Annotated in this window: 21 protein-coding genes, 1 tRNA gene and 1 other RNA gene; 1 reads left to right on the forward strand and 22 read right to left on the reverse strand. The window is 55.8% G+C overall.

All coding sequences use genetic code 11. The features are described from left to right. Positions 1–260: 260 nt before the first annotated feature. From J3U88_RS15775 to rnpB, 20 genes are all read right to left on the reverse strand, one after another. On the reverse strand, positions 261–821 hold the full coding sequence (locus tag J3U88_RS15775; RefSeq protein WP_207859887.1) for an anthranilate synthase component II: 561 nt from the start codon (positions 819–821) through the stop codon (positions 261–263). A 109-nt stretch (positions 822–930) separates the two neighbouring features. Then, a complete protein-coding gene (gene trpE / locus J3U88_RS15780; RefSeq protein WP_207859888.1) occupies positions 931–2,424 on the reverse strand; it encodes an anthranilate synthase component I in 1,494 nt (497 codons plus the stop codon). A gap of 71 nt (positions 2,425–2,495) precedes the next feature. Continuing rightward, positions 2,496–3,095 carry a hypothetical protein gene (locus J3U88_RS15785; protein ID WP_207859889.1) on the reverse strand — a complete coding sequence of 200 codons (600 nt, stop codon included), beginning with the start codon at positions 3,093–3,095 and terminating at the stop codon, positions 2,496–2,498. A gap of 35 nt (positions 3,096–3,130) precedes the next feature. Further along, entirely contained in the window at positions 3,131–3,715 is a 585-nt protein-coding gene (locus J3U88_RS15790; protein ID WP_207859890.1) for an archaeosortase/exosortase family protein, read from the reverse strand. Positions 3,716–3,733: 18 nt separating this feature from the next. Continuing rightward, positions 3,734–5,575 carry a signal peptide peptidase SppA gene (sppA, locus tag J3U88_RS15795; RefSeq protein WP_207859891.1) on the reverse strand — a complete coding sequence of 614 codons (1,842 nt, stop codon included), beginning with the start codon at positions 5,573–5,575 and terminating at the stop codon, positions 3,734–3,736. Between the two features lie 16 nt (positions 5,576–5,591). After that, a complete protein-coding gene (gene trmFO, locus J3U88_RS15800) occupies positions 5,592–6,962 on the reverse strand; it encodes a methylenetetrahydrofolate--tRNA-(uracil(54)-C(5))-methyltransferase (FADH(2)-oxidizing) TrmFO (RefSeq protein WP_207859892.1) in 1,371 nt (456 codons plus the stop codon). Positions 6,963–7,052: 90 nt separating this feature from the next. Beyond that, on the reverse strand, positions 7,053–7,247 hold the full coding sequence (locus J3U88_RS15805) for a hypothetical protein (RefSeq protein ID WP_207859893.1): 195 nt from the start codon (positions 7,245–7,247) through the stop codon (positions 7,053–7,055). After that, positions 7,244–7,651 (reverse strand): DUF6677 family protein, encoded by a 408-nt coding sequence (locus J3U88_RS15810; protein ID WP_207859894.1) that lies wholly within the window; start codon positions 7,649–7,651, stop codon positions 7,244–7,246. The genes J3U88_RS15805 and J3U88_RS15810 overlap by 4 nt, the downstream gene beginning before the upstream one ends. Positions 7,652–7,750: 99 nt before the next feature. Then, a complete protein-coding gene (gene rpsR / locus J3U88_RS35330; RefSeq protein WP_207859895.1) occupies positions 7,751–8,134 on the reverse strand; it encodes a 30S ribosomal protein S18 in 384 nt (127 codons plus the stop codon). A 15-nt stretch (positions 8,135–8,149) separates the two neighbouring features. Continuing rightward, positions 8,150–8,527, reverse strand: a complete 378-nt coding sequence (gene rpsF, locus J3U88_RS15820) for a 30S ribosomal protein S6 (protein ID WP_207859896.1) — start codon at positions 8,525–8,527, stop codon at positions 8,150–8,152. A 112-nt stretch (positions 8,528–8,639) separates the two neighbouring features. Continuing rightward, on the reverse strand, positions 8,640–10,769 hold the full coding sequence (locus J3U88_RS15825; RefSeq protein WP_207859897.1) for a sodium-translocating pyrophosphatase: 2,130 nt from the start codon (positions 10,767–10,769) through the stop codon (positions 8,640–8,642). 65 nt (positions 10,770–10,834) lie between these two features. Next, entirely contained in the window at positions 10,835–11,428 is a 594-nt protein-coding gene (pth, locus tag J3U88_RS15830) for an aminoacyl-tRNA hydrolase (protein ID WP_207859898.1), read from the reverse strand. 157 nt (positions 11,429–11,585) lie between these two features. After that, positions 11,586–12,188, reverse strand: coding sequence for a 50S ribosomal protein L25 (locus tag J3U88_RS15835; RefSeq protein ID WP_207859899.1), 603 nt, complete (start codon positions 12,186–12,188; stop codon positions 11,586–11,588). Positions 12,189–12,229: 41 nt separating this feature from the next. Next, complete coding sequence (locus J3U88_RS15840; protein WP_207859900.1) at positions 12,230–13,177, reverse strand: ribose-phosphate pyrophosphokinase; 948 nt, start codon at positions 13,175–13,177, stop codon at positions 12,230–12,232. Positions 13,178–13,297: 120 nt separating this feature from the next. Further along, positions 13,298–13,372 (reverse strand) — tRNA-Gln (locus tag J3U88_RS15845). 170 nt (positions 13,373–13,542) lie between these two features. After that, complete coding sequence (gene ispE / locus J3U88_RS15850) at positions 13,543–14,361, reverse strand: 4-(cytidine 5'-diphospho)-2-C-methyl-D-erythritol kinase (RefSeq protein WP_207859901.1); 819 nt, start codon at positions 14,359–14,361, stop codon at positions 13,543–13,545. A 23-nt stretch (positions 14,362–14,384) separates the two neighbouring features. Then, entirely contained in the window at positions 14,385–14,924 is a 540-nt protein-coding gene (locus tag J3U88_RS15855) for a hypothetical protein (RefSeq protein ID WP_207859902.1), read from the reverse strand. Positions 14,925–15,071: 147 nt separating this feature from the next. After that, positions 15,072–17,003 (reverse strand): tetratricopeptide repeat protein, encoded by a 1,932-nt coding sequence (locus J3U88_RS15860; RefSeq protein ID WP_207859903.1) that lies wholly within the window; start codon positions 17,001–17,003, stop codon positions 15,072–15,074. 1 nt (position 17,004) lies between these two features. Next, entirely contained in the window at positions 17,005–18,108 is a 1,104-nt protein-coding gene (locus tag J3U88_RS15865) for a 3-dehydroquinate synthase (protein WP_207859904.1), read from the reverse strand. A 266-nt stretch (positions 18,109–18,374) separates the two neighbouring features. Then, an RNA gene (gene rnpB / locus J3U88_RS15870) (RNase P RNA component class A) lies at positions 18,375–18,766 on the reverse strand. A gap of 722 nt (positions 18,767–19,488) precedes the next feature. On the opposite strand from rnpB, the gene J3U88_RS15875 reads away from it, so the two are divergent. After that, positions 19,489–22,380 carry a response regulator gene (locus J3U88_RS15875; protein WP_207859905.1) on the forward strand — a complete coding sequence of 964 codons (2,892 nt, stop codon included), beginning with the start codon at positions 19,489–19,491 and terminating at the stop codon, positions 22,378–22,380. A 4-nt stretch (positions 22,381–22,384) separates the two neighbouring features. Here the strand turns inward: J3U88_RS15875 and selB are convergent, their stop codons facing one another. Together selB and J3U88_RS15885 are read right to left on the reverse strand one after the other, a co-directional pair. Continuing rightward, positions 22,385–24,292 carry a selenocysteine-specific translation elongation factor gene (selB, locus tag J3U88_RS15880; RefSeq protein ID WP_207859906.1) on the reverse strand — a complete coding sequence of 636 codons (1,908 nt, stop codon included), beginning with the start codon at positions 24,290–24,292 and terminating at the stop codon, positions 22,385–22,387. Beyond that, positions 24,289–25,047 (reverse strand): hypothetical protein, encoded by a 759-nt coding sequence (locus J3U88_RS15885; RefSeq protein WP_207859907.1) that lies wholly within the window; start codon positions 25,045–25,047, stop codon positions 24,289–24,291. Before J3U88_RS15885 ends, selB begins: the two co-directional genes overlap by 4 nt. Positions 25,048–25,320 lie beyond the last annotated feature (273 nt).

Consider the following 25,320-nt stretch of genomic DNA (forward strand, 5'->3'; position numbering starts at 1 on the left):
TTCTGAGCCAGGATCAAACTCTCATGTTGATGCCTGTTGTTTGTTTCAAGAACAAACGAAACTGACTAGGTTCATTACCAACCTCGTGTCGGTAATGACGTGTTTCTCTTCCATTTTCAACTTTCAACCAACTCGGCGTTGTGTGCCGCCGACAAGATGCAGATTCTAGGGACTCCCCTTCAAACTGTCAAACCCTTTTTTAACCTTTTTTCGTTTTTGTTCGAAACAACTAGTTACAAATGGCTTAACACCTGATTTTTCTACACCAACATATTGCGGATCATTTGAAGCCCGTGCTCGGTCAGATAACTCTCGGGATGGAACTGCACCCCTTCCAAACGACGGGCCTTGTGACGGATCCCCATGATCAAGTCGTCCTGGGTGCGCGCGCTTATTTCGAAACAGTCGGGCAACTTTTCAGGGGCGGCCATTAATGAATGGTAGCGGGTCGCATTCAAGGGACTGGGTAGGTCGGCAAAGGCCCCTTTGCCGTCGTGAAGCATGGCCGACACCTTTCCGTGCATTAGATAAGGCGCATGGACCACATCCCCGCCAAATGCGCTGACCATGGCTTGGAAACCGAGGCAGACCCCGAAGACCGGTAAATCGGCGGGGGCGCGTTGGATCAACTCAATACAAATGCCGGCGTCCTCGGGTCGGCCCGGGCCCGGGCTAATCACCACCATATCGGGTTTAAGCGCCAACACCTCGTCAACGGTTTTGGCATCATTGCGGAACACCTTAACCTCGCGCCCGCACATCGACAGGTACTGCACCAGGTTGTAGGTAAAAGAATCGTAGTTATCGATCATGATAATCATGGGCATTCACTCTTCTCTTCACGGCCGCGGCCGGTAGGTCCCACGCGGCGATGCCTCCATGGAGGATTCAGATCACCGCGATGGGTTCAAAAGATAGAACCGGGATCGGTTAACGATGGCGACGGCTCTGTCGCAAGGCGTATTCAACGGCGGTTACCACGCTCATCATTTTATGGGTGGTTTCCTCGAATTCTTTAATGGGAACGGAGTCGGCCACGATGCCGGCGCCGGCCTGAACCCGGACCACCCCGTTTTCCACGGTCGCAGTCCGAATCGCAATACACGAATCCAGGTTCCCGCTGAAGTCGACAAAGCCAATGGCGCCACCGTAGAGATTGCGAATCTCGGGTTCGAAATCATTAATGATCTGCATGGCGCGAATCTTCGGCGCCCCCGACAGGGTACCCGCGGGGAAAACCGACATCAGTGCGTCGATAGCGCCGTAATCGTCGCGCAATTCGCCCTGCACATCAGACACGATATGCATCACGTGGCTATACCGCTCAATTTGCATAAAACGCGGCACCGACACGCTGCCTGGCCGACTGATGCGACCCAGGTCGTTGCGGCCCAAATCAACCAACATCACGTGTTCGGCAATTTCTTTGGCATCACCGAGCAAATCGTTTTCCAACGCCAGGTCTTCATCGAGGGTTTTGCCCCGCGGCCGGGTGCCGGCGATGGGTTTGGTTGAAAGCCGGCCGCCGTCGAGTTTCACGAGTGATTCGGGTGAACCGCCGACCACAACACGCCCCTCCTGCTTCAAAAAGAACATGTAGGGGCTGGGGTTGATTTGTCGCAAAACCCGGTAGATGGCAAAAGGATCGCCCGGAAATTCCCGGCGCACGGCCCGCGAAAGCACGACCTGAAATATATCGCCGTCGACAATATGCTGCTTGGCCCGATCCACCATGGCACAGAAGGCCTCTTGATCCAGATTGGACGTCCATTGAGACCAGTCAACGGGCGGATCGTCGACGGCCACGGGGTCGTTGGCGACACTGAGCACACGGATTTTGGTAAGCACCTCGCGAAGGGTACCACGCGCCAGCGCACGTGCCTGGGATTCATCGCCGCCGACCTCTTGGTGAACGATCAGCGAGACGACATGCTGTAAGTGGTCGAAAACCAGCAGCACCTTGGGCAGGATGAGGTAAATCCAGGGATCGCTCTCCCCTTTAACCGGTCCGATATCTTCGACGAGACGAATGGCGTCATAGCTAAAGTGGCCGACCAATCCGCCGCGGGCATTGGGGATATCCTGCTCGTCGAGCATATCCAGGCGCGCCATCAACTGCCGCAACGCGTCCAAAGGTTTATCCGTATGGCTTTCGTAATTGACGGCACCGCTGACCTTAAACACATCGGGCTGATAGGACAGGGTCAGAATGGGATCCCAACCGATGAAGCTGTAACGGCCGGAATGGCTGCCATGCTCCACGCTCTCTAGAATGAACGCGTTGGATTTTTCATAAACAAGCTTGAGGTACAGGGAGACCGGGGTTTCGCAGTCCATGCGGAACCGGTCGGTCACGGACACAAAACGCAGGGGCGTCTGATCAGGACCCTTCGGGGCGCCGGGCTGATCGAGGGAAACAGTCATGGGGCACAACCTCGTAACAAAGGTTTGTGACGGCGGTTAAGCCGCACGGGGAACAAGAAACAGGGGTTGGCTCAGGTGGTCGCCTTCCTGGGGAACGCCAGAAAATGTTGGACCATGAAAGCCAGGATAAAAATGGGGATACCTCCCCAATAGCGAACAAGGAACACATCGAAGGAACCGAGCTTGTGAATGACAAGGAACCAGGTGGTTTCATCCCAAAAAATACCGATTTGGTTGGCGACATCGGGGCCGATTTTCATCTTATAGAGCTGAAGCCAACTATGGGCCACGTGGTAAAGCGGCAAAAAGAAAAAGCTGAGGAGGCCGGTTTTCAACATGGCCTCGCGGCGGTCGGCGGGGAAAATCGCCAGCAAGGTAATGACCTCAATGATGGTGAGGTTCAAAATATTTACAGGAAAAGTGATCTGGACGTCGTACATGCCGTCAATCAGGGCGTCACACAAAATAGCGGCATCGTTGCTGCCACCGGCGCGAAAGCTGATCTCACCCAGCCCCGGCGCGAAAGAGAGCAGCCAGGCGATGACGGAACCCCATAAGTTCAGGCCGCCGTAATACCAAAAAGCCAAAAACAGGACCGATCCACCCAAACCCCAGGTGAATAGTCGGCGAAGAACACTGGGTAATTGTTGGTAGATCTCGTTTTTGGTCATGGTGGTTTATTCCGTGGTTAAGAATCGGATCAAGGCTAAGTCACCGCGTCGGCGGCACTCGGCGTGGCGGGTGCTTTGATGGCCTGGTGGGCGCAAAAAATGAAAATCCCCAAGGTCAGCAGGACCAAGGTGTAGTTCCAGAAGGTTTCGTGGAAGAAGTCAAAGGTCGGCTTGTCGTACATGCTGCCGATGACAAACAAACTCACCAGCCGCATCATGTTGATGACGTGGAAGATGGTAAATCCCACCATCATCCAACCAAATTTGCGACGCCACGGGATTTGGATGGCGACAAAGGCCATCAAGAACACGATGGATTCAAAAACCCCATTACAGTTGTTTTTCACTTCCATGCCGAATTTGTATTTGGCCTCAGGGACGGAGCTTACCAAAATCCCGTTTTGACGGTTGGGGAACCCTACCAAATTAAGAATGTTAGAAGCAACATAGGCCTGCCCGGCGGTGAGCGGTTTCACGGCATTTTCGCCGATGAACTTATTGGAAAGGGTAAAAAAGGCCAGGAGCAACCCGAAACAAAAAATGATGATGAATTTGATTTCAGGTTGGTACTCGCGAAAAAAACCGACCAGCTTGGAAGGCTCTTCCTGTTGGCTTATCATGGGTGCCTCGGGGAAATGTTATTCAATGTTTACGTCATAAGGGGTCAGTGCCAAGGTTTGAAAAGGCTGGGGAGACTGGCTCTGTAAGTCCCATAACAGCCGCATTTCATAAGGAAGGAGCGCGGCCAATTTGGATTCGACGGCGTTGGGGCCGTTCGAAAAAGCAGCCCAGGGATCGTCCTGCAAAGGATAGTTGATGACGGCGTAATCGTCTAGACCCGCGCGCTCGGCGGCCAGCGACAAGGCGGTATCAAGCCCACCGAGATGGTCAACCAACTTGCGTTCCAAGGCATCTTTACCGAGCCAAACCCGGCCGCGTGCATGGGGTTCCAGGTTTTCGTAAGGCATCTCGCGCGAGTCGGCGGCCTTTTGAACAAAGGATTGGTAGGCCATTTGGGTGCGATCATGGAACGCCGCGATTTCGGCCTCGGTCAACTTGCGATGGGGATCGAAAAAGTCGGCGCTTTCACCGGTCTTCACGACGTCGACGTTAACCAGCATCTTTTTGTAAAGGTCGTCAAAGTCCCAGCGCATGGTTACCACACCGATCGAGCCGGTAATGGTGGTGGGCTGGGCGACGATTTCGTCGCAGGCCATGGCCATGTAGTAACCGCCCGAGGCGGCCACGCTACCCATCGAGGCAATCACGGGTTTGCCAAAATCCAACGAGGTTCGCTGGATCTCACGCCACATAACATCACTCGCAAGGGAGGAACCACCCGGCGAATCGATCCGCAAAACAATGGCTTTGACCCGCTTGTCCTCGCGAGCGCGCTTCAAGTGGCGCAGGAAATCGCCCGAGGCAATCACGCTGTCACCAAAAAAGCCCTTGCTCTGAGAACCGGACTGAATACCGCCCTTGGCGTAGATGACGGCCACGGCCGGTCCGCTGAAGGATGCGAAGGGATCGGGGCCATGGTATTGGCCGACGCGCACGACGGGGGCACCGCCGAAAGGCCCCTCGGTGGTACGCCCGGTTTTTTCCTTTAACAGCTGATGAATTTCGTCGGTGTACTTGAGCTCGTCAATCAAACCCAGCTCTTGCGCGGTGTCGGTGCGGTACAGACCGGCGGCGATGGCTGAAGCAACGGGTTCAATCTCGGGCACTTTTTCCGCAACAGCTTCCAAGAAAGTCGCTTCCAGACCGTTTAGCATCTCCGAGGTGGCCTCGCGATGGGCCTCGGACATGGCGTTGTTGCGGTATTGATCGGCAAAAGATTTGTACTCACCAAAAGCTTCGACATGCACGTTGACACCGTATTTGGTCAGCAACTCGTTGTAAAACGAGGAACGCGACATAAAACCATCGAGAAACAGGTACCCCTCGGGCTCGAAGTACACCTCGTCCGAAACGGAAGCAAGGTAGTATTCTTTTTCGGTCCAAATCTCACCGTGGGCGATGATCCATTTACCGTCTGATTTAAAGTCCTTCAAGGCTTCGCGCAGTTCCTCGGCTTGCGCCCAGCCCAAACTGGAGCCGCCGATTTCCAGGTAAATCCCAGAGATGCGCACATCGGTTTTGGCCTTGTTCACGGCGTTGACGATGTCGTGGAAGTAAACGAATTGCTGGTTAAACAAGGCGGCCATTGGATTGGGCGGTTCGTATTCGGCGATCACACCGGCGACACGTACCTTGAGCACGGAGTCGCTTTTCACATCCACCAGTTGCGGGCCGCCACCCATCATGAACACCATGAGGGCGAAGCCGCCGATAAACACACCGCCAAACAACAGCAGACCGAACAGGAGTAACGGCAGCAGATAGTTGGGTTTCTTCTTGCGTGGGGCCGGACGCGGCGGCGTAGGCACGGGTCGTTTCGGTTGGCTGGGTGGTGTGGGTGGTGGTGCAGTTTCGCTCATATCTAAACTCCCGCGATTAGGTGCTGGGTGTGACGGCCTCCGAGGCATCGTAGTCGGGCATCGCAAATTCGCTCAACCCACGTGCGTGCGCAAAGGCAATCATATCGGCGACAGCCCGGTGAACCATGGCCGCCCGTTTCTCTCGGCGTTTCATACGGCCTTTGCGTGCCAGTGGCGGCAACAAACCGAAATTGATGTTGGTGGGGTCAAGCTTGGCATGGCCTTGGAACGAAACGTAATGCGCCAGAGCGCCCATCGCGGTGGTGGCCGGAAAAGGGTCGGGCGTCTCCCCGGCCAAAAACCGCGCCATGTTGACACCGGCCATTAAACCGGCGGCTGCCGATTCCACATAACCCTCAACCCCGCTAATCTGGCCTGCCAGAAACAAGTCGGGCCGCCGGCGGAACTGAAGGGTCGGCAACAGGTGTTTCGAACTGTCGACGTAGGTGTTTCGGTGAATCATGCCGTAGCGCACAAAACGCGCTCGTTCCAATCCCGGCAACATTTGGAACACCCGCTTTTGCTCACCCCATTTCAACTGGGTCTGAAAACCGACCATGTTCCAATGGGACTTGGCAAAATTATCCTGACGCAACTGGATCACGGCGTAAGGCTGCTTGCCGGTGCGCGGATCTTCCAGGCCGACGGGTTTCATGGGACCGAAACGCAAGGTATCCACACCGCGATCCGCCATGATCTCAACGGGCAGACACCCCTCAAAGAAAATGAGCTTCTCGTGGTTTTTGGCTTCCACCCGCTCGCCGGTCACCAACGCCTGGTGAAAGCGCTCATAGGTTTCTTTGTCGAGGGGAATGTTCAGGTAATCGGCGCCCTCGCCCTTGTCATAACGCGACTTTAAATAAACCACATCGTGGTCGAGCGAATCGTACTCAATGACGGGCGCAATCGCATCGTAAAAATAAAGCGCACGGTCGTCGACGAACCGGTACAAATCACGAGAAAGCGCCTCGGAACACAGGGGGCCGGCAGCCAAAATAACGGGCCCGTCGGGAATCGCGGTAACTTCCTCGCGAACCAACTCAATGTTTGCATTGCCTTCAATCGCCTGGCTAACACCTTGGCTAAACCCTTCGCGATCAACAGCTAAGGCGCTTCCGGCAGGTACCGCGGCGGCGCGCGCGGCGCCGATGATGAGCGAGTCCCATCCGGCCATTTCTCGTTTTATCAGGCCGACGGGATGGAAAGGGTCGTCAGAACGCAGCGAGTTGCTGCACACCAGGTCGGCCAAACGGCCGCCGTTGTGAACGTCTGTCGAAACCGCGGGACGCATCTCGAACAAACGCACCTTAAAACCGCGTCGGGCAACTTGATGGGCCGCTTCACAGCCGGCCAAACCCGCGCCGATGATGGTAACAGTGGGGGACAAAAGCAGAACTCCTGATAGGCACCCACCGATGGACTCAGCGGGGTGGCAAGCCAACGGATGATTATCGCACGAAAAAAGGGGATGAACCCGCTAGAGGTCGACGGCAACCAGTTGGTCTTCTTCAACCCAACCTTCAAACACGGCGACACCGTCTTCCATATCTTTGAAGGTAAGCCCTACTTTATTGGCATCCGCGGCGTTGCGTGACTGGATGCGAATGCGTGAACCAGCGCGTTCTACGGCCTGAACCGTGACGCCTTTGTAAACCACAATTTGTTGACTCATTTTCGTTTCACCGAGTAATCGAATACGTCCATGACCACCAGCCAATTAATCATGCCGGCAATCAGGAAGTAGTTGGTGCCGTAATCGTAGGTAAGGTTGAGGGGCGAGCCGCGATCCAGCAACAGCTTGGCGAACATGTAGGGAACCCCCATGCCGAGCTGACACAGCGAGCCGAGACTGCGGATTTTGCCTTCAGCGCCAAGCACGTAAAGATCGCCGCCAAGCGCGACACCCAAGAGAAAAGCCAGGTAAAGGCAGACAGCCATAATAACGGCAACCCGTTTTTTTCCAAGCAGATAATAACCGAGCCCTGGAACCAACCAAGCGGCGACACAGTTGCGAAGGGTGATCGGTGAAAAGAAGAGCTGAGGATCAAATTGGGACGTTTCCGGTTGTGCGCTCATGAGGGTCTCCCAGAAATGGCGATAGGGGTGTCGAATACAACGTATTCGAACCCCTAGCAAAATGCCAAAAACGCGGACAGAAGTCCGCGCTTGGTCGCATTAGTCAGTGGTATAAGGCAAAAGCGCGATGTGACGCGCGCGTTTGATGGCGGTCGCCAACATACGCTGGAACTTTGCACTGGTACCGGTTTGACGACGCGGTGCGATTTTACCGCGTTCCGGCGTAAAGCTGCGCAGCAACTCAACGTCTTTGAAATCGATGTAATCGATTTTTTCAGCTTTGAATTTGCAGAACTTACGCTTGCGGTAGTAGAACTTTTTCTTGCCACGGGGGCCGCCGCGCCCTTGGGGGCCGCCACGACGATCACCGCCCTGAGGGCCGCCGGGACGACGCTCGCCGGAGGGAGCACCTTGACGGGGGGGACGATCACCTTGAGCTGGGCGCGCCTCACCTGAAGGCGGCCGATTGGTGGTTTCGGTCATGAAATCCTCTCTATCTTAGCTATCGGAAGACTTGCGCGCCTTGCGTTTCTGGCGAGCTTCCTGTTTGGCTTGGCGCTTGGCCGTGCCTTTTTGAATAAGTTTTTTCTTGCGATCCGTTTTAACGGTCAAAAACTTGATGATGGACTCGTTCAAACGGTACTGGCGTTCTAGTTCTTTAATAACATCGCCAGGCGCTTCCATTTCATAGATGGTGTAAATGCCATCGCGGAAACGTTTGATTTCGTAGGCAAGCTGACGGCGACCCCAGCGTACCGTGTTGAGGACGGTACCGCCGTTATTCGCGATCAGTTCCTCAAAATGGCTCACAAGCTTCTCATGCGCTTCAGGCGCAACGGTTGGAGCCGAGATAAAAACAGACTCGTAAGTGTTCATTGTGTCGAAAAAGCCTCCACAGGTTGTGAATGAACAGATGTTCCCGTCTCGCGGTGTAAGAGGAACACGGGCGCCACCTTGAGCGGCGCCCAATTTGGCAAAGATCTCTAGGTTACACCAAAAGGGGTGCGATGACAACCGCAACAACGGACATTAACTTAATCAAAATATTAAGCGATGGACCGGCGGTATCTTTGAACGGGTCACCCACGGTGTCGCCAATCACGGCGGCTTTGTGTTTTTCGGAACCCTTGCCACTGATTTGAACGCCTTCGGCGTTTATCTCTTTGGGTTCTTCCTCAACCTGTTTCTTGGCGTTGTCCCAAGCACCACCGGTGTTGGACATGAAGATCGCCATCAACACGCCGCAAACGGTGGCGCCGGCCAACAGGCCGCCCAACATTTGCGGGCCGAAGATGAAACCAATCAAAACCGGCGCGGCAACGGCGGTCAAGCCGGGCATGATCATTTGGCGAATGGCGGCCTGGGTTGAGATGTCAACACATTTGCCGTACTCGGCCTCTGCTTTACCTTCCAGCAAACCGGGAATTTCGCGGAACTGGCGGCGCACTTCCTCGATCATGTCGTTGGCGGCCAAACCAACGGCTTTCATGGCCATGGCGGAGAAGACAAAAGGCAACATACCACCGATGAACAAACCAATGGTGACGTCGGGCTGGGTAATATCCAGCGCCAAGGTGATGCCTTTGGCTTCAATCGCGGCACGGAAGGCGGCGAAAAGGGAAAGCGCGGTCAAGGCGGCGGAGGCAATGGCAAACCCTTTACCGATGGCGGCGGTGGTGTTACCGACGGCATCGAGGTTGTCGGTACGCTCGCGAACCTCGGGCGGCAATTCGGCCATTTCGGAAATACCGCCGGCGTTGTCGGCGATGGGGCCGTAGGCGTCAACAGCCAACTGGATGCCGGTGGTGGAAAGCATGCCGAAGGCGGCGATGGCGATCCCGTAAATACCGGAGAGGTGGAAGGACACGCCGATGGCGATGGCGATGTAGATGATGGGCAACGCGGTCGAACGCATGCCGACACCCAAACCGGAAATGATGTTGGTGGCAGGACCCATTTTGGAACTGTCAACAATTTCGTTAACCGGTTTTTTGTGTTTGGCACAGTAGTATTCGGTGGTGAACCCCACCGCCAATCCGGCAGCCAAACCAACCAAGGTCGCCAGGAACAGGTCCATGGTGGTCACGGTTTTCGATCCGGCCGCTTCCTGGAATACAAAACCGGTTTCACCGGCGAAGTTCTGGATGATGACGTAGGAAACAGCGGTCATCAAAACAGCGGCAACCATGGTCCCCACGTTTAACGCGGTCTGAGGGTTTCCGCCCTCGGAGGTACGCACCAAAAAGGTACCGATAATCGAAACCATGATCCCGGCCGCGGCCAAAGACAGGGGCAGCAACACGGAATTCAAGGCCTGGGTGGCGTCGGGCAGGTAAACGGAACCGATAACCATGGCGGCGATGATACAACCGACGTAGGATTCAAACAGGTCGGCACCCATACCGGCAACGTCGCCCACGTTGTCGCCCACGTTGTCGGCGATGGTGGCGGGGTTGCGGGGATCGTCCTCGGGAATGTTGTTTTCTACCTTACCAACCAGGTCGGCGCCGACGTCGGCGGCCTTGGTGTAAATGCCGCCGCCCACGCGGGCAAACAGCGCAATCGAGGAAGCCCCCATGGAGAAGCCGGTAAGCACTCGGACGACCTTGCCCAGGTCGGCGTCACCCAACATGCCGAACCCCTCGGAAGAGAACATCAGCAACAGGCCGCTTAGGCCGAGAATCCCCAAACCGACAACACACATCCCCATGACGGTGCCGCCGCTAAAGGCGATGTAGAGTGCTTTGTTAAGCCCGTCGCGGGCCGCGTTGGAGGTCCGCACATTGGCGGCGGTAGCGATGTGCATGCCGAAAAAGCCGGCGAGGCCGGAGCACAAGGCGCCGACGACAAAAGCGAGCGCAATCAAGGGGCTGGAATCTTCTTGGGACGCGTTCAGCGCGGCCAGCAGGATGGCGACAACCACCACGAAAATAGAGAGAACGGTGTATTCACGCTTGAGGAAGGCCATGGCGCCCTCGCGGATGTGACCCGCGATTTTGGCCATCTTCTCGGTGCCTACCTCTTCTTTGTTAACCATTAATGCTTTGTAGTACGCGAAGGCCAATGCCACGAGTCCCGACGCGGGGAACAAGTACAACAAAGTTCCAGGATCAGTCAATTTCTCCTCCCATTGAAGGGGCCATACCACACCGGACCGTACCCGTTCCGGTGAAGCAAGCCGGATCAGGGAGACAGCGGTTCGGCGGCCTTTTTGTTATAGCGATTCATGACCTCGGCTAGCTCCGAAAGAAACCAAGCCTCGACGGCATCCGCCGCAATATCCAGAACCCGCGACATGATGGGTGTTTCGTCAGAAGAGAAACGTCCAAGAACGTAATCCACCACGGGGGTGTGAGCGAGGGCTTCGGTTTTTATCCCAATCCGCAACCGGGGAAGCGCTGAGGTTTGAAGCGTATCGATAATATGGCGCATACCCTTTTGGCCGCCGGCGGAACCGGAAGGACGGATACGTAAGCGACCAAGCGGTAAGGCAATGTCATCATATGCCACTAGTATAGCCTCGTGTGGCACGGAGTAGCGCTCAAAAAATGCAACAAGTGCGTCACCGCTTAAGTTCATGTAGGTTAGCGGCTTCATCAAAAAAACGGTTTGCCCGTCACGCTGAAAAGTCCAAAGGTCGCAAATACCAGAAAATTCAACACGTTGCGCTTGATTTCGTTCAATCAAACGATCCATTAAAAGGAAACCGGCGTTGTGCCGTGTCGCTTCGTAGTCGACCCCGGGATTCCCCAAACCGACAACCAGACGTATATCCATCGTGTTTCAACCCACCTTATTCCGCAAAATCGTTCATCATACACGCGAAATAAGGACAAATAAAAGAGAAATAGCCGTCGGCCGCCTCGAACCCAAAGCGGGATTCAAAAGGCGGCCGCGTGTCTCGCCAAAACCAGGCGAGCTACCGTGAGACGAACTAGGCTTCTTCTTCCTCGGGCTCGTCCACCACGTTTTTGTTGGAAGGCAGGTGAACAACCGCGATAACACGCTTGGCGTCCAACTTGTAGGTGACGCCCTCAAGCTCGGGCAGATCGCTCACACGCTTGGCGTCGTCGATACCCAGGCTGCTCACGTCGACTTTCAAAACGCCGGGCAAGAACTTGGGCAAGCAGCGAACTTCAACATCGTGACGAACGACGGTCAAGACACCGCCTTCTTTAACACCCTTGGGCAAGCCGCTGATTTCGAGTTCAATCGAAGCATCAACTTCTTTGTCCATGTCGACGCGGATGAAATCAACGTGGGTCAAACGGCCGGTCACGGGGTGGCGATCCAAATCTTTGATCATCACGTGGCGGGTCTGGTCACTGTTGTCCAAACGCAGGTTCACCACGGCATTCAAACCCTTCTCGGAGTGAAGAATTTTGCCGATGGTTTTGGGCTCAACGGAAATACTGCTGGGTGCAACGTCCAGGCCGTAAACGACGCTGGGAATCATACCTTCTTTGCGCAGGCGGCCGGCGGCCCCTTTGCCGGTAAGTTCACGTGGAAAAACCACGATCTCTGGAATGTTACTCATCTTATGGATCTCCCTCACTAATTCTGAAACGGCAACCGACCTTAGTCGAACAGCGTGCTGATCGAGCTCTCCTCATGAATCCGTTTAATGGCTTCGCCAAGCAAACCGGCAATAGAGACCACTTCAAGTTTACTTCGATAAGGAAGATCCTCGCGGAGGGGAATGGAATCCGTCAGAAAAACTTTTTCCAAAACCGACTTCTCTATGCGCTCGGCGGCCGGATCAGACAAAACGGGGTGCGAGCAAGCGGCAAAAACACTGTTGGCCCCGGCATCCCGAAGCGCCTGGGCGGTTAAGGTTAAGGTACCGGCTGTGTCGATAATATCGTCGATGATGATGCAGTCACGGCCTTTGACCTCGCCGATGATATGCATGACTTTAGAAACATTGGCCTTTTCACGGCGCTTGTCAACGATGGCGAGCGACGCATCCAGCCGTTTGGCCACGGCGCGGGCACGTTCGACCCCGCCGGCGTCGGGCGACACCACGACAAAATTACGGTCCAGGCGCTGGATGTGTTCCAGCAAAACCTGAGAGCCGTAAAGATGGTCCACGGGGATATCAAAAAATCCCTGGATCTGGTTGGCGTGCAAGTCCATGGTCAAAACGCGGCTGGCACCGGCCGACAACAAAAGGTCGGCAACCAACTTGGCCGAGATCGGCACACGGGGCTTGTCTTTGCGATCCTGACGTGCGTAACCAAAATAAGGAATGACGGCGGTAACCCGCGAAGCCGAGGCGCGCTTGAAGGCGTCAAGGATAATGAGCAGTTCCATCAAGTGATCGTTAACCGGGTAACAGGTGCTTTGCACGATAAAGGCGTCGGCACCGCGAACGTTCTCGAGAATCTGACAAGAAACTTCGCCGTCTTTAAAGCGACCCAGTTCAATGTTACCAAGTTCAACACCCATGGATTCGCTAATCTTCTCAGCGAGAACCCGGTTGGAAGAACCGGAGAACAGTAGGACTTCACCAGCTTGATGCGTCATTGAATCATTCCTCAAAATTCAAACAAAATCATTGTTAGGAGGCGGCGTTTCCTGGAATGCGAGGAAGCAGCCCTTTGGTCACCGGGCAGGTCAGCATCGTACGAGCCCCTAAAATAAAAATGGTTGGGGAGGAAGGATTCGAACCCTCGAATGACGGTACCAAAAACCGTAGCCTTGCCGCTTGGCGACTCCCCAACATTTAACTGAATTATTCGTTTTTTAAGCCCGGTAGATCACCTTCGCGATCACACAGCGCGTATAATGCCCGAAATCGTTTTAGGCGTCAACACTTTATTCGAAAAAAGATTCATAAAAATCTAATACGCCCGCTCGTGCCGCGTGTTTCATGGGGTTCACCCCGCCTCTCACAAAAACCGAAAGCGAAAAGGCACGGCCTCGGCCTTGTATTGCGTCAACACGGCCTGTTGCGCCGGGCTTAAAACGGCCGTATCGGTCAGATGCACCAAAGTGCTGCCGCTCCCGGTCATGAAACAGGCTTCGTCACCTTCCCTCGGCCAGGCCGCCAACAGGGCCGCCAGCTCCGGGAACAACCGCGCCACCGGCGGCCACAGGTCGTTTTCACCTACCGCGGGCTCATGCCCCGCGCACGCCTCACCCAGCGGCGGCGCGGCCAAGGCACGAAACACGGACGCGGTGGGCACCCCATAAGGAGGCAGAATCAAAAAGCCACCCGGCGTCGGCGCCGTCCAGGTGACCGGCGACAGTTCTTCACCAATGCCGCCGCCGCGGCAGGTTCCGCCAATCAGGAAAAACGGCACGTCGGCCCCCAAACCCACGGCGAGACGGTGCAGGGCGGTTCGGTCCAAGGGTTCACCGTGGTGTTGGTTCAACATCATTAAAGTATGGGCCGCGTTGGCCGAGCCACCACCCAGGCCACCGCCGGTCGGAATGCGTTTCTCCAGGGAAAACAACCCGGTCACGGCGACACCGGCCTCGGCCTCAAAGGCCCGCACCGCGCGGGTGATTAAGTTTTGCGCGGCCGGCCCAACCTCGCCCCCGGTAACCCGAAGCCGATAAGGCTGATCGTCCAGCCGCCAGGTCAAGGTTTCGCTCAGGTCAATCTCTTGGAAAAGCGTATCGAGTTGATGGTAGCCGTCCTCGCGACGCCCCAATACTTTAAGGAAAAGGTTGATTTTGGCAAAACAACGACGCGCATAAAACATGGCTCTGCTCCTTAGACGGCCGATTATTGTTGCCAATAGTGAACAACCTCGGCGAGTGGTTTGGTTTGGTAACGCTCGCCAAGCGAGGGGGTCAAGATCCGTTGCGAAAATTTATTCTTATAACGGCGCTTGCGCACGCGCCACTCAATCGCCCATTCTTGTTTGGCGTGACGCAGCGAAAAAGTCTGGTCGTTTTTCTCAAACCGCCAGTCGCCGACGGGAGCGTCCGGCCAGGTTCCAAATTCGAGCAGGGCCAGCCACTCGGCCCGCGTCAAAGCAGGCCCCTCGGGGAAGAGCACGACCCGCTCGTCGGCCGCCCCCACAAAAGCCAACTTCTCCTTGGGAAGCGCCAAGGTGTTTTCCGTTGGCTGCGCCCAAAACGTAAACAAGGTGCCGGAAGGCGCTTTGCGGCAATGAATCGAAAAATGGTCGTCGGCCGCTTTGCTTAGCACCAACTGGGCCGATAGGCGCCGGTCGGCCTGGAAGATTTTAAGTTCAAATTGGATTTGAAACAGAGAAGACGGTTCTTGCCAAAACAACAATCCCAACATCGATAGCAACATACGATCCTCCGTGTTCGCGCTTTAGCCCCACCACAACGAGTGCAAGGATAACGCCGGCCAGCTTTCGCCGGTTTACATTTGGCCTCGAAGGTTACGCGACCCCCCGCGACGCAAGCCTGCCAATCCATGGCGACGCAAACCAGCCGCCTAGGGGTCAAGCTTATCGAGCAAAGGAAAATACAACGCGCCCTTAAGATCCATGGCTTTGCTCCAACAGGCTTTCGCCTCTCGGTACAAACCCAAGGCGGCGAGCACGTCACCTAAATGCGCCAACTTTTCGGGGTCGTTGGGTTCTATTTCCAAGGCTCGCTCCAGTACATCGCGGGCTTGCTGATAGCGACCCTGGCGGTACAGCACCCATCCGAGACTGTCGAGATAGGCACCGTTCTCGGGCGCGGCATCCAAGGCACGTTGGATTAAGAACTCGGCTTTCCGGAGTCCAACCCCTACATCGGCCAAAAAATAACCGTAGTTGTTATTCAGCGAGGGGTTCTCGGGATCGGCGGCCAAAAGAGAATCATAAAGCGCAAAGCCCTCATCGGCAAAACCCAATTGGATCGCGGCAAAGGCAGTGTTCTCTTTGAAGGGCTCAGGCAGCTTCTCAAAATCAAAAGGGTCAAAATCCTCAGCCACTACCTGGATCGCACCCAGGGCGTCATTACGCGCAACGCTAAGATCAAGCAGACCGCGCAAGCCGGCAACGCGCCGTCCGTAACAATCAAAATCCTCAACCAACTGATCTAAATAAGCATTGCGCATACCCGGCTCGCGCAGGCGATTCACCAAATACACCTCTCGGTCCGGGAGCAGCATCTCCGCCAAGGCGGCCGAAAGCAAGGTATTCTCTTCACGCCGTGCCAATTCGGGAAACCGCTCATACCAATCAACCACTTCTTGATAATGACCGGCCAGCAAGCCGGCCTCCAGCAAGTGATTAAAAAACAGATCTTGGGCGGCGGGTTCCCCACTTTGAACCAAACGGTCTCGGCACAACTCAAAAACCAAATCGTAGTTACCAAGCTGCATATGGGCATACAGCAGGTAGTTGAAATAATCGGTGTTCCAATCGGAAGCCGGCAAAAAGTCCAGCAACTGGATGCCTAGCTGAAAACGTTCCACGCGCAAAAACCGCGCGGCCACCCGAAGCAGCATGCGCCGGTTGCTGCCCAGCATGGCCAAGTCCTGCAAGGCGGTTTCACTGGGCTCCAACAAGGCCTGAATAATCGAAACGTTCAAGTCGACAGGCGGCTTGCCCGGCCAAACCTCGTCCAACCGCAACTTCTGAAACTGCTTGTAGTAACGCAAGGCGGTGCGAAGGTGATTGATGTTTTCATAGCTCTGGCCGGCGTAGTAATAACCCCAAGTATTGCGGGGATCGCGCGCGCACACCCACTCAAAGGCTTCGGCGGCATCGGCATAACGCTGCCGGCTCCAGTAATAACGACCGAGGTTAAAGTGAACCTCGACCAAAATCTCCAAATCAGCGGCGTCACGCACTTGCCGCGATTCCTGATTTTGATCCGGCGCGGCGTCCCTTTGATTCTGTGAAGGATCGCTTTGGTCCCGCGACAAGTCGCTTTGAGGCCGCGACGCGTCGCGTTGGAGTAATTCAAGCGCGCGCAAGAGGTGACGCTCGGGATCCTCAACCTCAGCGAACTGACTCCAGCGCGAGTCGTCAATCAGCAAAGAACCCATCATCAACGGAAACCGGTAATCATCCACAAAATGCGCCAGCATCTCCTTCAGGACCACCAACACCTCGGCGCGTTCCGGCTGCGAGGTAAATGCATTTTCTTCAACGTTTTCGATGCGTAGCGATAAATAGAAGTAGGCGATGTCGGCATCGTCGGGCTGAAGGCGCCGTGCTTCCTCCACAAAGGCCAAGGCCTGGGCCAAATCCCCGGTTTCACGTGCATACTGGGCTTTCAGCAATAGACCGAGACCGACCTCGGACGTGCCGGCTTGGGGTCGCGGCGGCTCCGGCAGCGTAACCCCCTCGCGAGGCGACGCCGCGTACAACAAGGTTGCCACCCACCAGCCGAACCCAAACAGGGCGCCGCGCCATGAACCGCCAACCAATTCAGCGCACCGCGGCGACGCGGTCACCCAGCACGGCAACCAACTCTTCCAGGCTCGCGGCCAAAACGGCCCGATCAATTCCGGTAATAATTTCAACATCACCAGGACGATGGGGAATAATCCAGGCGATTTTGCCCCCAACGCCTTTTTTATCGCGCCGGGTTAAATCCAACAAACGGGTTTGGTCCCAGTTCGCGGGATCACAGGCGGGCAAACGCGGAACCACCGCTTCCATCAAGCCAGGCCATGCATAGGTTGACCCCAACCGCCGCGCCACCATCGCCACATACAACAAGCCGATGCCGACGGCTTCGCCATGAAGAAATTGGCGGTACTCGGTATAACTTTCCAACGCATGGGCCAAGGTGTGACCAAGATTCAGCAAGCGACGCTGGTTCTTCTCGTGTGGATCTTGAGCAACCACATCCGCTTTCACCCGTACTCCGCGTGCAAGAACCGGCATCTGCGCGGCCCAATCATCGGTGGCGGTCGGCACGGCCAAAGCGTCTTGGTAAAGGGCCTCGCCCTGCAACATACCGTGCTTGAGGAACTCCATGTAGCCGGCGTTGATCTGCCGTTGCGGCAAGGTTCCCAACACGGCGCTGTCAACGATTACGGCACGCGGCTCCCAAAATTGGCCGACCAGGTTTTTGCCCTGCGGCAGGTTCACCGCGGTTTTGCCGCCAATCGAAGCATCCTGTTGCGCCAACAGGGTGGTCGGCACATAAAGCCAAGCCATTCCGCGCATGTAGGTTGCGGCAACAAAGCCGGCCAAATCACCGACAACGCCGCCGCCGAGCACGACCAGCAATGAGCGCCGGTCGGCGCCGCGATCCACCAGCCATTGCTGGATCGCCTCAAAGGTAGCCAAACTTTTGAACTGCTCGCCGTCAGGCATAAAATAAAGATGATCCTCGGAAACAGTGACCCCACTCGCGGCAAAGGCCTCGGCCAGGGCTTGGCCATGAAAACCCCAAACCTGTTCCTGGCTGATGAAGAAACACCGCGAGTAGGCGCTCGGTTCACATCGCGCCAGCGCCTCGGCAAAACAATCACTGCCGAGAAAAATGCGAGACTGGTGCAATTCGAATTGATCGTACAGCAAGGTGCCACTCCTAACCGAAAGTGCTTGAAACCGGCAAGGTCCAACCTGATTTCAAGCAGGGTTACATGGCCCCTATCATAACCGCACCACGACCGTGATTTCGAAAAAAGGATGCAAGAAAAAGGGACACGCACGCACAAAGCCCGAAGGAGCATCAACGGGCAATCGCCTGGGGCGATCCGGCTCGGGTTCGAAGGCGGATAAACCAGACCCCGGCCACAGATAAGCGCCGAGCATCTCAAATTTTCCTATATATATAATGTAGGGACGTGGGACCTTCTATAAGCCGAGTCCTGTAACTCGCCGAAACGAGCCGGTTGTCATTCATCTGGGAAGGCCGTTACCGACCCCCTCAAGCGACTTACCCGGAAACCAGAAGCGGGTCACTTCTCGACACCTCTGGGATGCCCTGTTTCCCTATTTAGTCTTGCACCGTATGGGGTTTACCCAGCCACGTGTATCACTACCCGTGCTGGTGGGCTCTTACCCCACCCTTTCACCCTTACCACCCACGCCCGAAGACGCGAGTTCGGCGGTCTACTCTCTGTTGCACTTGCCGTCGGGTTCCCCCGCCTGGCCGTTAACCAGCATACTACCCTATGGTGCTCGGACTTTCCTCGGTGCAGTCAAGCCACACCGCGACAACCCGAAGGTCCCACGCGGAGCATATGCTACCACCAGGCCGCAAACGAACCAAACAAAAACATCACAAAGGGCCGCACCCTCAGGCGCCGAAGCCTGATTTTTTGCAGAATAAACCCAGCATCTTCAGCCGCTTCACACGATGAAGCACGGCGTTTTTCTTTCTCAAAAACCGACGTGTTCCCAAGGTCCCCCCCTCCCCGGAAGCGCCAAAACGCGGGCTGGATCACAGTAGCACGAGCCGACGCGTGATAAGGTAACAGGCTTCATAAATTCGTCGAGCACCCGTCATCAAACCACCTTTCCAAGGCTAAATGACGGCACCCGCCCGCCTTTTTACCTCACCTTCCTTTCAGTCGCCCTCAGCCTGCCGGCTAAAAAACCAGTGTAAGACCCTTGCCTGCCGGCCACCCATCGTCAGACACACCCGCCCAATCACAGCGCCCATCCATGTCGTTCGGGTACACTTCGGGAATCACTGTCCGCCGCTTGGGTGTCGCCACCTCGTGGTCGCCTCGCCGATTCTCGTTAAAAGGGTTTAAAGCTTCTCAAGAACCCAATACAATAGGAGCGATCCCCCTCCGCCCATGTTCTGACTGTAACAGCCGCCGGTAAAGGTGCCTCGCCACACCTTTCCTCGCGCCTCATGTGTCGTCGAACCCAATGACGGTCAATGCATCCGTCACAGCCCCGGACGGGGCCCTCGCGCGCCAACTCACACGTTCTCGGAGTCACAGAATGAGTAAAAGCCTTCTCATCATGGATAGCGACCAAGCCTACGTGCAACATGTGCAACATCTTCTCACACCGGCAGCGGTGGACATTGCGGTGACCGGCAGCGGCCAGGAAGGCATGACCCTGGCCACTCAAACCCCGCCGGGCTTGATCATTCTGGCCGAAGAACTCACCGACATGAACGGGTTTATGACCATCCGTCGTTTGCGAGAAAATCCAGGGACGGCGACGGTCCCAATTATTTTCACCACCGGAAAAAGCCCCCAGCAGGCACTCGACAAGCACAGCCGCCTGCGTTTCGCGGCCAATGTTTACTTGCGCAAACCCATCGCCCCTTCCACGATCATCGATCATGTGGAACACCTCACGGCTTGGGACCTTCAAAGCACGCGCACCCTGGCGATTCAAACCCAACCCGTGCCCGCGGGACCCACGGTGGATATGACGGCCCAAAAGGAACTGTTGGATAAAATCGAAACCCAGGAACGCGAACTAGAGTACCTGCGCAAAGAAGCCCGGGGTTTTAAAGGTTTCCTAGAGCAAAACCGCCGCATTCAACAAGAGCTTGAGCAGGCTAAAGAAACCATCCAGTCCTTGGAAGCCCAGGTCTCGGAAAGCAGTCAAAACGAATCAGAAGACGACACCTTAATCGACTACAAAGCGCGCATCCAGCACATGGAGCAGGAGCACGCCCACCGCGAAACCCTGCTGGAACAAGAATCGAGTGAACGAGAACGGCTCACCAAACAAAATGAGGACCTCAAATCCCAGTTAGAAGAAAGCCGAAGCCGACTGGAACAAACCCGCGACCAAGTGCTGGCACTGGAAACCCAGCTCAACGACGTGTCGCAGTCCTCCCATGACTTGGGCGGCAAACTGGAAGATTTGCGCAGCAACAGCGATAAGGTCCAATCGGATTACGAAACCCTGCTTCAGGAACACCATCAGCTTCAGCGGGATCACGAGCTGGAACACAAAAAAATGGAGGAGTTGGAAAAGCAGGAGCGCGCGGAACAACAACGCGCGGAAACACGGCAGCAGGAACTGGAAGGATTACAGGACCAGGTCCAAGCGTTACGGGCCAAACTGCAAGACGCGGAACAACGCCTAAACGCCGCGGAAAGCGCGCAAGCCGACACGGCCCAAGATCAGGCCCACGTCGCGGACGAAAATCACCGCTTGCGCGAGGAATTAAAACGCGCCAATGAACAAATCAACGACCGCCACAACCAACTGGAAAGCAGCGACCAACGCCTGACGATGCTGCAACGCGATTTATCCAGTACGCGCGAAGAAGTAGAGAACCTGCAAGCCCGCGAGAAGCAGCTCGAAAACAGCGTGGAAGAAAAAGCACACATGCTGAAACAAGCGCAAATCCAGTTGGAAGCAAGTCAAGACCTGGCCGAAGATCTCAGCCAGAAAAACAAACAGCTGGGAGAAACCCAACAACAGAACAACACAACGATCAGCTCCCTGGAAGCCTCCGTTGCCTCGCTCCAATCCCAACTGGCACATGTTCAAGAAGATCAAGAACAGCGCGATCAGGAAAACCAAACGCTTCAAGACACGCAGCGCAAGGAATTCGAAAAACAGGGCCGGCAGCTCCAAAAAACGGAGGCCGATCTCAAGGAAGCCAACAACGAGATCGCGACGCTGACTGAGAAAAACGACCAGCTCAAACGCGACTACGAGGAAAAAAATCAAAATTTCGAGGCCTTCCAAACCAACGCCGATTTCGAGTTGCAGGAACTGTCGGCCCGTTTAGACAGCCAGCAAATGGAAATCAACAAGGTGCGCGAGGCACGCAATGTGGCGGAAGCCGATCTCGACGCCATGCGCCACGAGAAATCGAACTTACAGCTTACTTTAAATGAACGCAAAACCGAGTTGGACAAGATCGCCGCTCAGTTGGAGAAAGCCAACAAAAAACTGGAAACCGAGCAACAGGACGGCGAAACCCTGCGCAACCAGTTACACGAAAGCGAAACCCTGCGCAAAAGCAACGAGGAGCACTTCAACGAAGAACGCCAAAAGCAGACGGCGCGCATCGAATCCTTGGAAAACGATTTAAGCCATGCGCGGGAAACCTTGGCGTCCACCATTGCCAAACACGAAAACCAAATGGGTTCACTCAAAGAAGAGCAACGGTTACACGAGCAGGACTGGACGGAGAAGTTACGCACCAGCGAAGCCAATTTCTACAGCCAAAAGGAGTTGGCGGAGAGTCGCGGCAAAAAAATCAAACAACTGCAGGAAGAACACGAGGTTGCGGTCAATCAGCTCAACAGCGCCCATTCGGAAGCCTTGAAACAAAAGGATCAGGAAGCAGATCAAGTTAAAGCCAAATTGCGCGAGGATCACCAACGCGAGATGGACAAGCAAGAGGAGGCGCAACGGCAGTTGGCCCGCAACAACCAAGAGTTGGGCGAGCAATTGGAACACCGGGATAAAAAACTTGCTGAACTGAACGAACACCTGACCCAATTACAGGACGAAAGCAGCCGACGCATTAGCGAGTTGGATTCAGCCAAGCACCAACTGCAAGAGACCTTGACCCAAACCAAAACCGAGCGGGACACGCTGAGTGGCGAGAAGCAAGAACTGCAACACCAAATGCAGCAGCAGTTTAACGACCACGAAAAGGAAATGGGCCAAGTCAAGAAAACCATGCAGGACCAAATCGACGGCGAACGCCAAACCGTTTCTCAGTTACGCGATCAAATCGTCGACCAGGAAAACGAGATCACGCGCTTGAAGGAATTCCAAAGCAAGTGCCACGATTTGACCAACGCGCTACAGGACGAACAGGAACGGGTAGAGCAACTTCAGGCACGGATTGCTTCCGGGAAAAAAGTGCTGGAGCAAGCGATCCGCGAGTTAGCCGAGGAAAAGTAGCAGGCTAAAGATCGGCATCCGCCCGAATCATAGCGAGTGTGCGCGTGGGTGGCGCGAGGGATGGATGGAGCCAGACGCGGTGGGTGTCTTCCCGGCGCGTCCAACCGGCGTGGTCCATCCATTCCAGCAGCGGGATCGCGAGTTTGCGGGAAAAACCGAAGCTTGCCTTGAGTGTTTGCACGGTCAGTGGTGTGTCGCCGTGGTCCGCGGCCATACGTTGCTTGACGGCGTGAAGCTTGGCGACATCGATCATGAGATCGGGGGTTAACCACACGAGACAGCCGATGCGGTGGAGCCATTGCTCGATGTCGGCGGTTTGTTTGCGCGCGTGTTTTAAATGACGCAAATCGAGGGTTCCGTTTTCCGGGTCCCATGCGGCAAGGAATGCTTCGAGGCGACGGCGGTCTTCCGGCCGCCAGCCCGGCTTGAAATCCGTGAGCCGCAAACGATCCCCTGCAACTGTCAGAATCCCCCGCGCTTCCAAACTGCTGATGGTTTTTGGCAGCAGCTCGGGGGCCATGCCGGCTGCCTTGGCTGCCGCGATACAGGTTTCACGATCAAGCCAGGTTCGGTAGCTGTGCTGTTGATGGTGGCGCGCCAGCAGCTCATGAAAACGCGTTTTGGTTTGTTGCCATAGGTCGCGGGTTACCCAGTGTCGCGCGTCGAGCACGACCCAATCCGCGGCCCATTCCACCGGAACCCGCAATCCCCATAAACGGTGGACGTGAGCTTGTTCGATGACCGCGTTTTCCAGCGCCGCGATCCAGCGCCACCAGGCAGCAAAGGTGATTGCATCAGTGGGGGTTGCAAGTAGCGGAATCTCGGTGGTTGCCAAACGATCACGAACAGCGCGCCTTTTGGTGTGGGCTGGGTTGGGGTGCAGCACCTCAAAACCGGCGACAATGGCGAGCGGGCTGTGATCGCGAATGAGACCGCGGTCAAACAACCAGTAGCCGGCGGGTTGTTCCAAGGCCAACATGGCGAGCGATCCCTCGCGCCAGAGCAAACGAGCCTGTTGGCGCCGGCTGAGAAAGTGGAGATGGAGCCGATGCTTGATGCCGGGCGCCCAATCGGGATCGAAATCAGTTAAGCGAACCAGCAAAAATTTGCTCGGATAGGGCGCGGGCGCCGCGGTGAGCAGATCGCCGCGGTGCGCGTCACGGTAATGGATTCGGGTCAGGTTCAGCGCGGCCCGGCCCCGCTCGGAGACCTGATCGACCTCGGCGCCGTGCATTTGTATGCGCCGCACACGCAGGGGTTCCCCGTCGGCGTCGCGCACCAGTTCATCCTCAACCGCCAGGACCCCACGCTCCATCACGCCGGTGACCACGGTCCCGGAACCGTCGGCGGAAAAAACCCGATCAACGGCGAACCGCGCCTGGCCGTGGGGTCGACCTGATCGCTTCGGTACCTCGCCCAAGACTTGGCGTAGCCGCTGATGGGTCTCGGGTTGGACCTTAGAAAAACCGAGACGCGGCGCCTTTTCCCAACCAAAGTCGGGCAACCAATCGTCCAGTTCCTCGTGGACAAGCGCAAGCATCTCCTCATCCACCAAATCGACTTTGGTCAGCACGATGATCACGTGCGGGACACGCAAAAAATGCAAGGCTAGCGCGTGTTCCCGCGTTTGGGGCATGATGGATTCATCGGCGGCGATCACCAACAGCGCAGCGTCGAGACAACCAACCCCGGCCAACATGTTGTGGACAAAACGCTCGTGCCCTGGCACGTCCACAAAAGAATAAAGGCGGGTCCCTTCGACGCGGGCGGCAAAACCGAGATCAATGGTGATGCCGCGCTGCTGCTCCTCGGCCCAACGGTCGGGATCGGTACCGGTCAGGCTATGGACCAGAGCACTTTTGCCGTGGTCCACATGGCCCGCGGTGGCGATGAGCAGCGGGGTCGGGGTCATTGAAGGGAAATGGTGACGTTGGCGTAGCCGACAATTTCGTCTTCTTCGCCCAAGCGATCCTCAAACAGGGTGTCGTCGTGAGCGAAATGGTACCGTCCGCCAAAGTCCAACTTGAACCAACGCGAAAAAGTATAGGTCACATTAAGCTGGAAATAGCTGTGAACAAAGCCGTCTTTGCCGAACAGACCTTCCTCCACCACTTCCCCGCTTTCCTCTTCGATTTCGGGTTCCATGTCAAAAGCTAAAGCAGTTTTAAGCGTGCCGGACAACACGGTGCGGCGCGAAATCGGCATCAGGCGGTTGAGCGCGAAGTCACCGTAATAACCGCGGAAGGCGTCGATGTCAAAAGCGATGCCGTAGGACGGGTTCCAGCCGCCGGAGCGTGCAAAACGCACAAAAAATTCTTGGCTGTCGCTCATGCCGCCCTGGAAATCGCTGTACTGGTAACCGATGGTGCTGACGGTGTTGTTGTTAACGATGGACGTAAAGCTGATGTTGTGGGTGGTTTCCCGCTCGAAACCATCAATCGCGGGGTCGGCGGCTTCATTGTAAATCGCATCGTATGACCAACGCGAAATGCCCAGGGTGAATTGACCCTGGTAAACGGCGTCATCGTGCAAGAGGCGCCCGCGGTACATGTATTGATCAAGGTAACCCAATTTCAATTTGATACTGGAATCGTGGAGTTGCGCCCACATGGGCACGCTCATCCCCATCCAAAAAACACACAAAGCGAGTTTGCTAAGACGCCGCATAAAACCGCTCCCATCAATGTGGTATCGAAAATCAGCGCCCGCGTCGCTCACCAGAATTCGCCGTGAGGAACTGAAACACTTGAGAGTACGAAGGTTACGACAGAGGGTGAACGTTGGCGTAGCAGCGCTACGTCGCAGCTTACCCAGCCGAGTAAACGAAGTAATCACAGCTATTTCAGTTTCGTAGCAGAACTTTTGGTGCGCATTGCGGGCCTGCGCATCATAGCACGCTAAGCCGTGGGCCGGCAGACCCCTTGGTGTCACAAAGGTTCA

Origin of the sequence: Acanthopleuribacter pedis, from assembly GCF_017377855.1 — a bacterium.
Classification (GTDB): domain Bacteria; phylum Acidobacteriota; class Holophagae; order Acanthopleuribacterales; family Acanthopleuribacteraceae; genus Acanthopleuribacter; species Acanthopleuribacter pedis.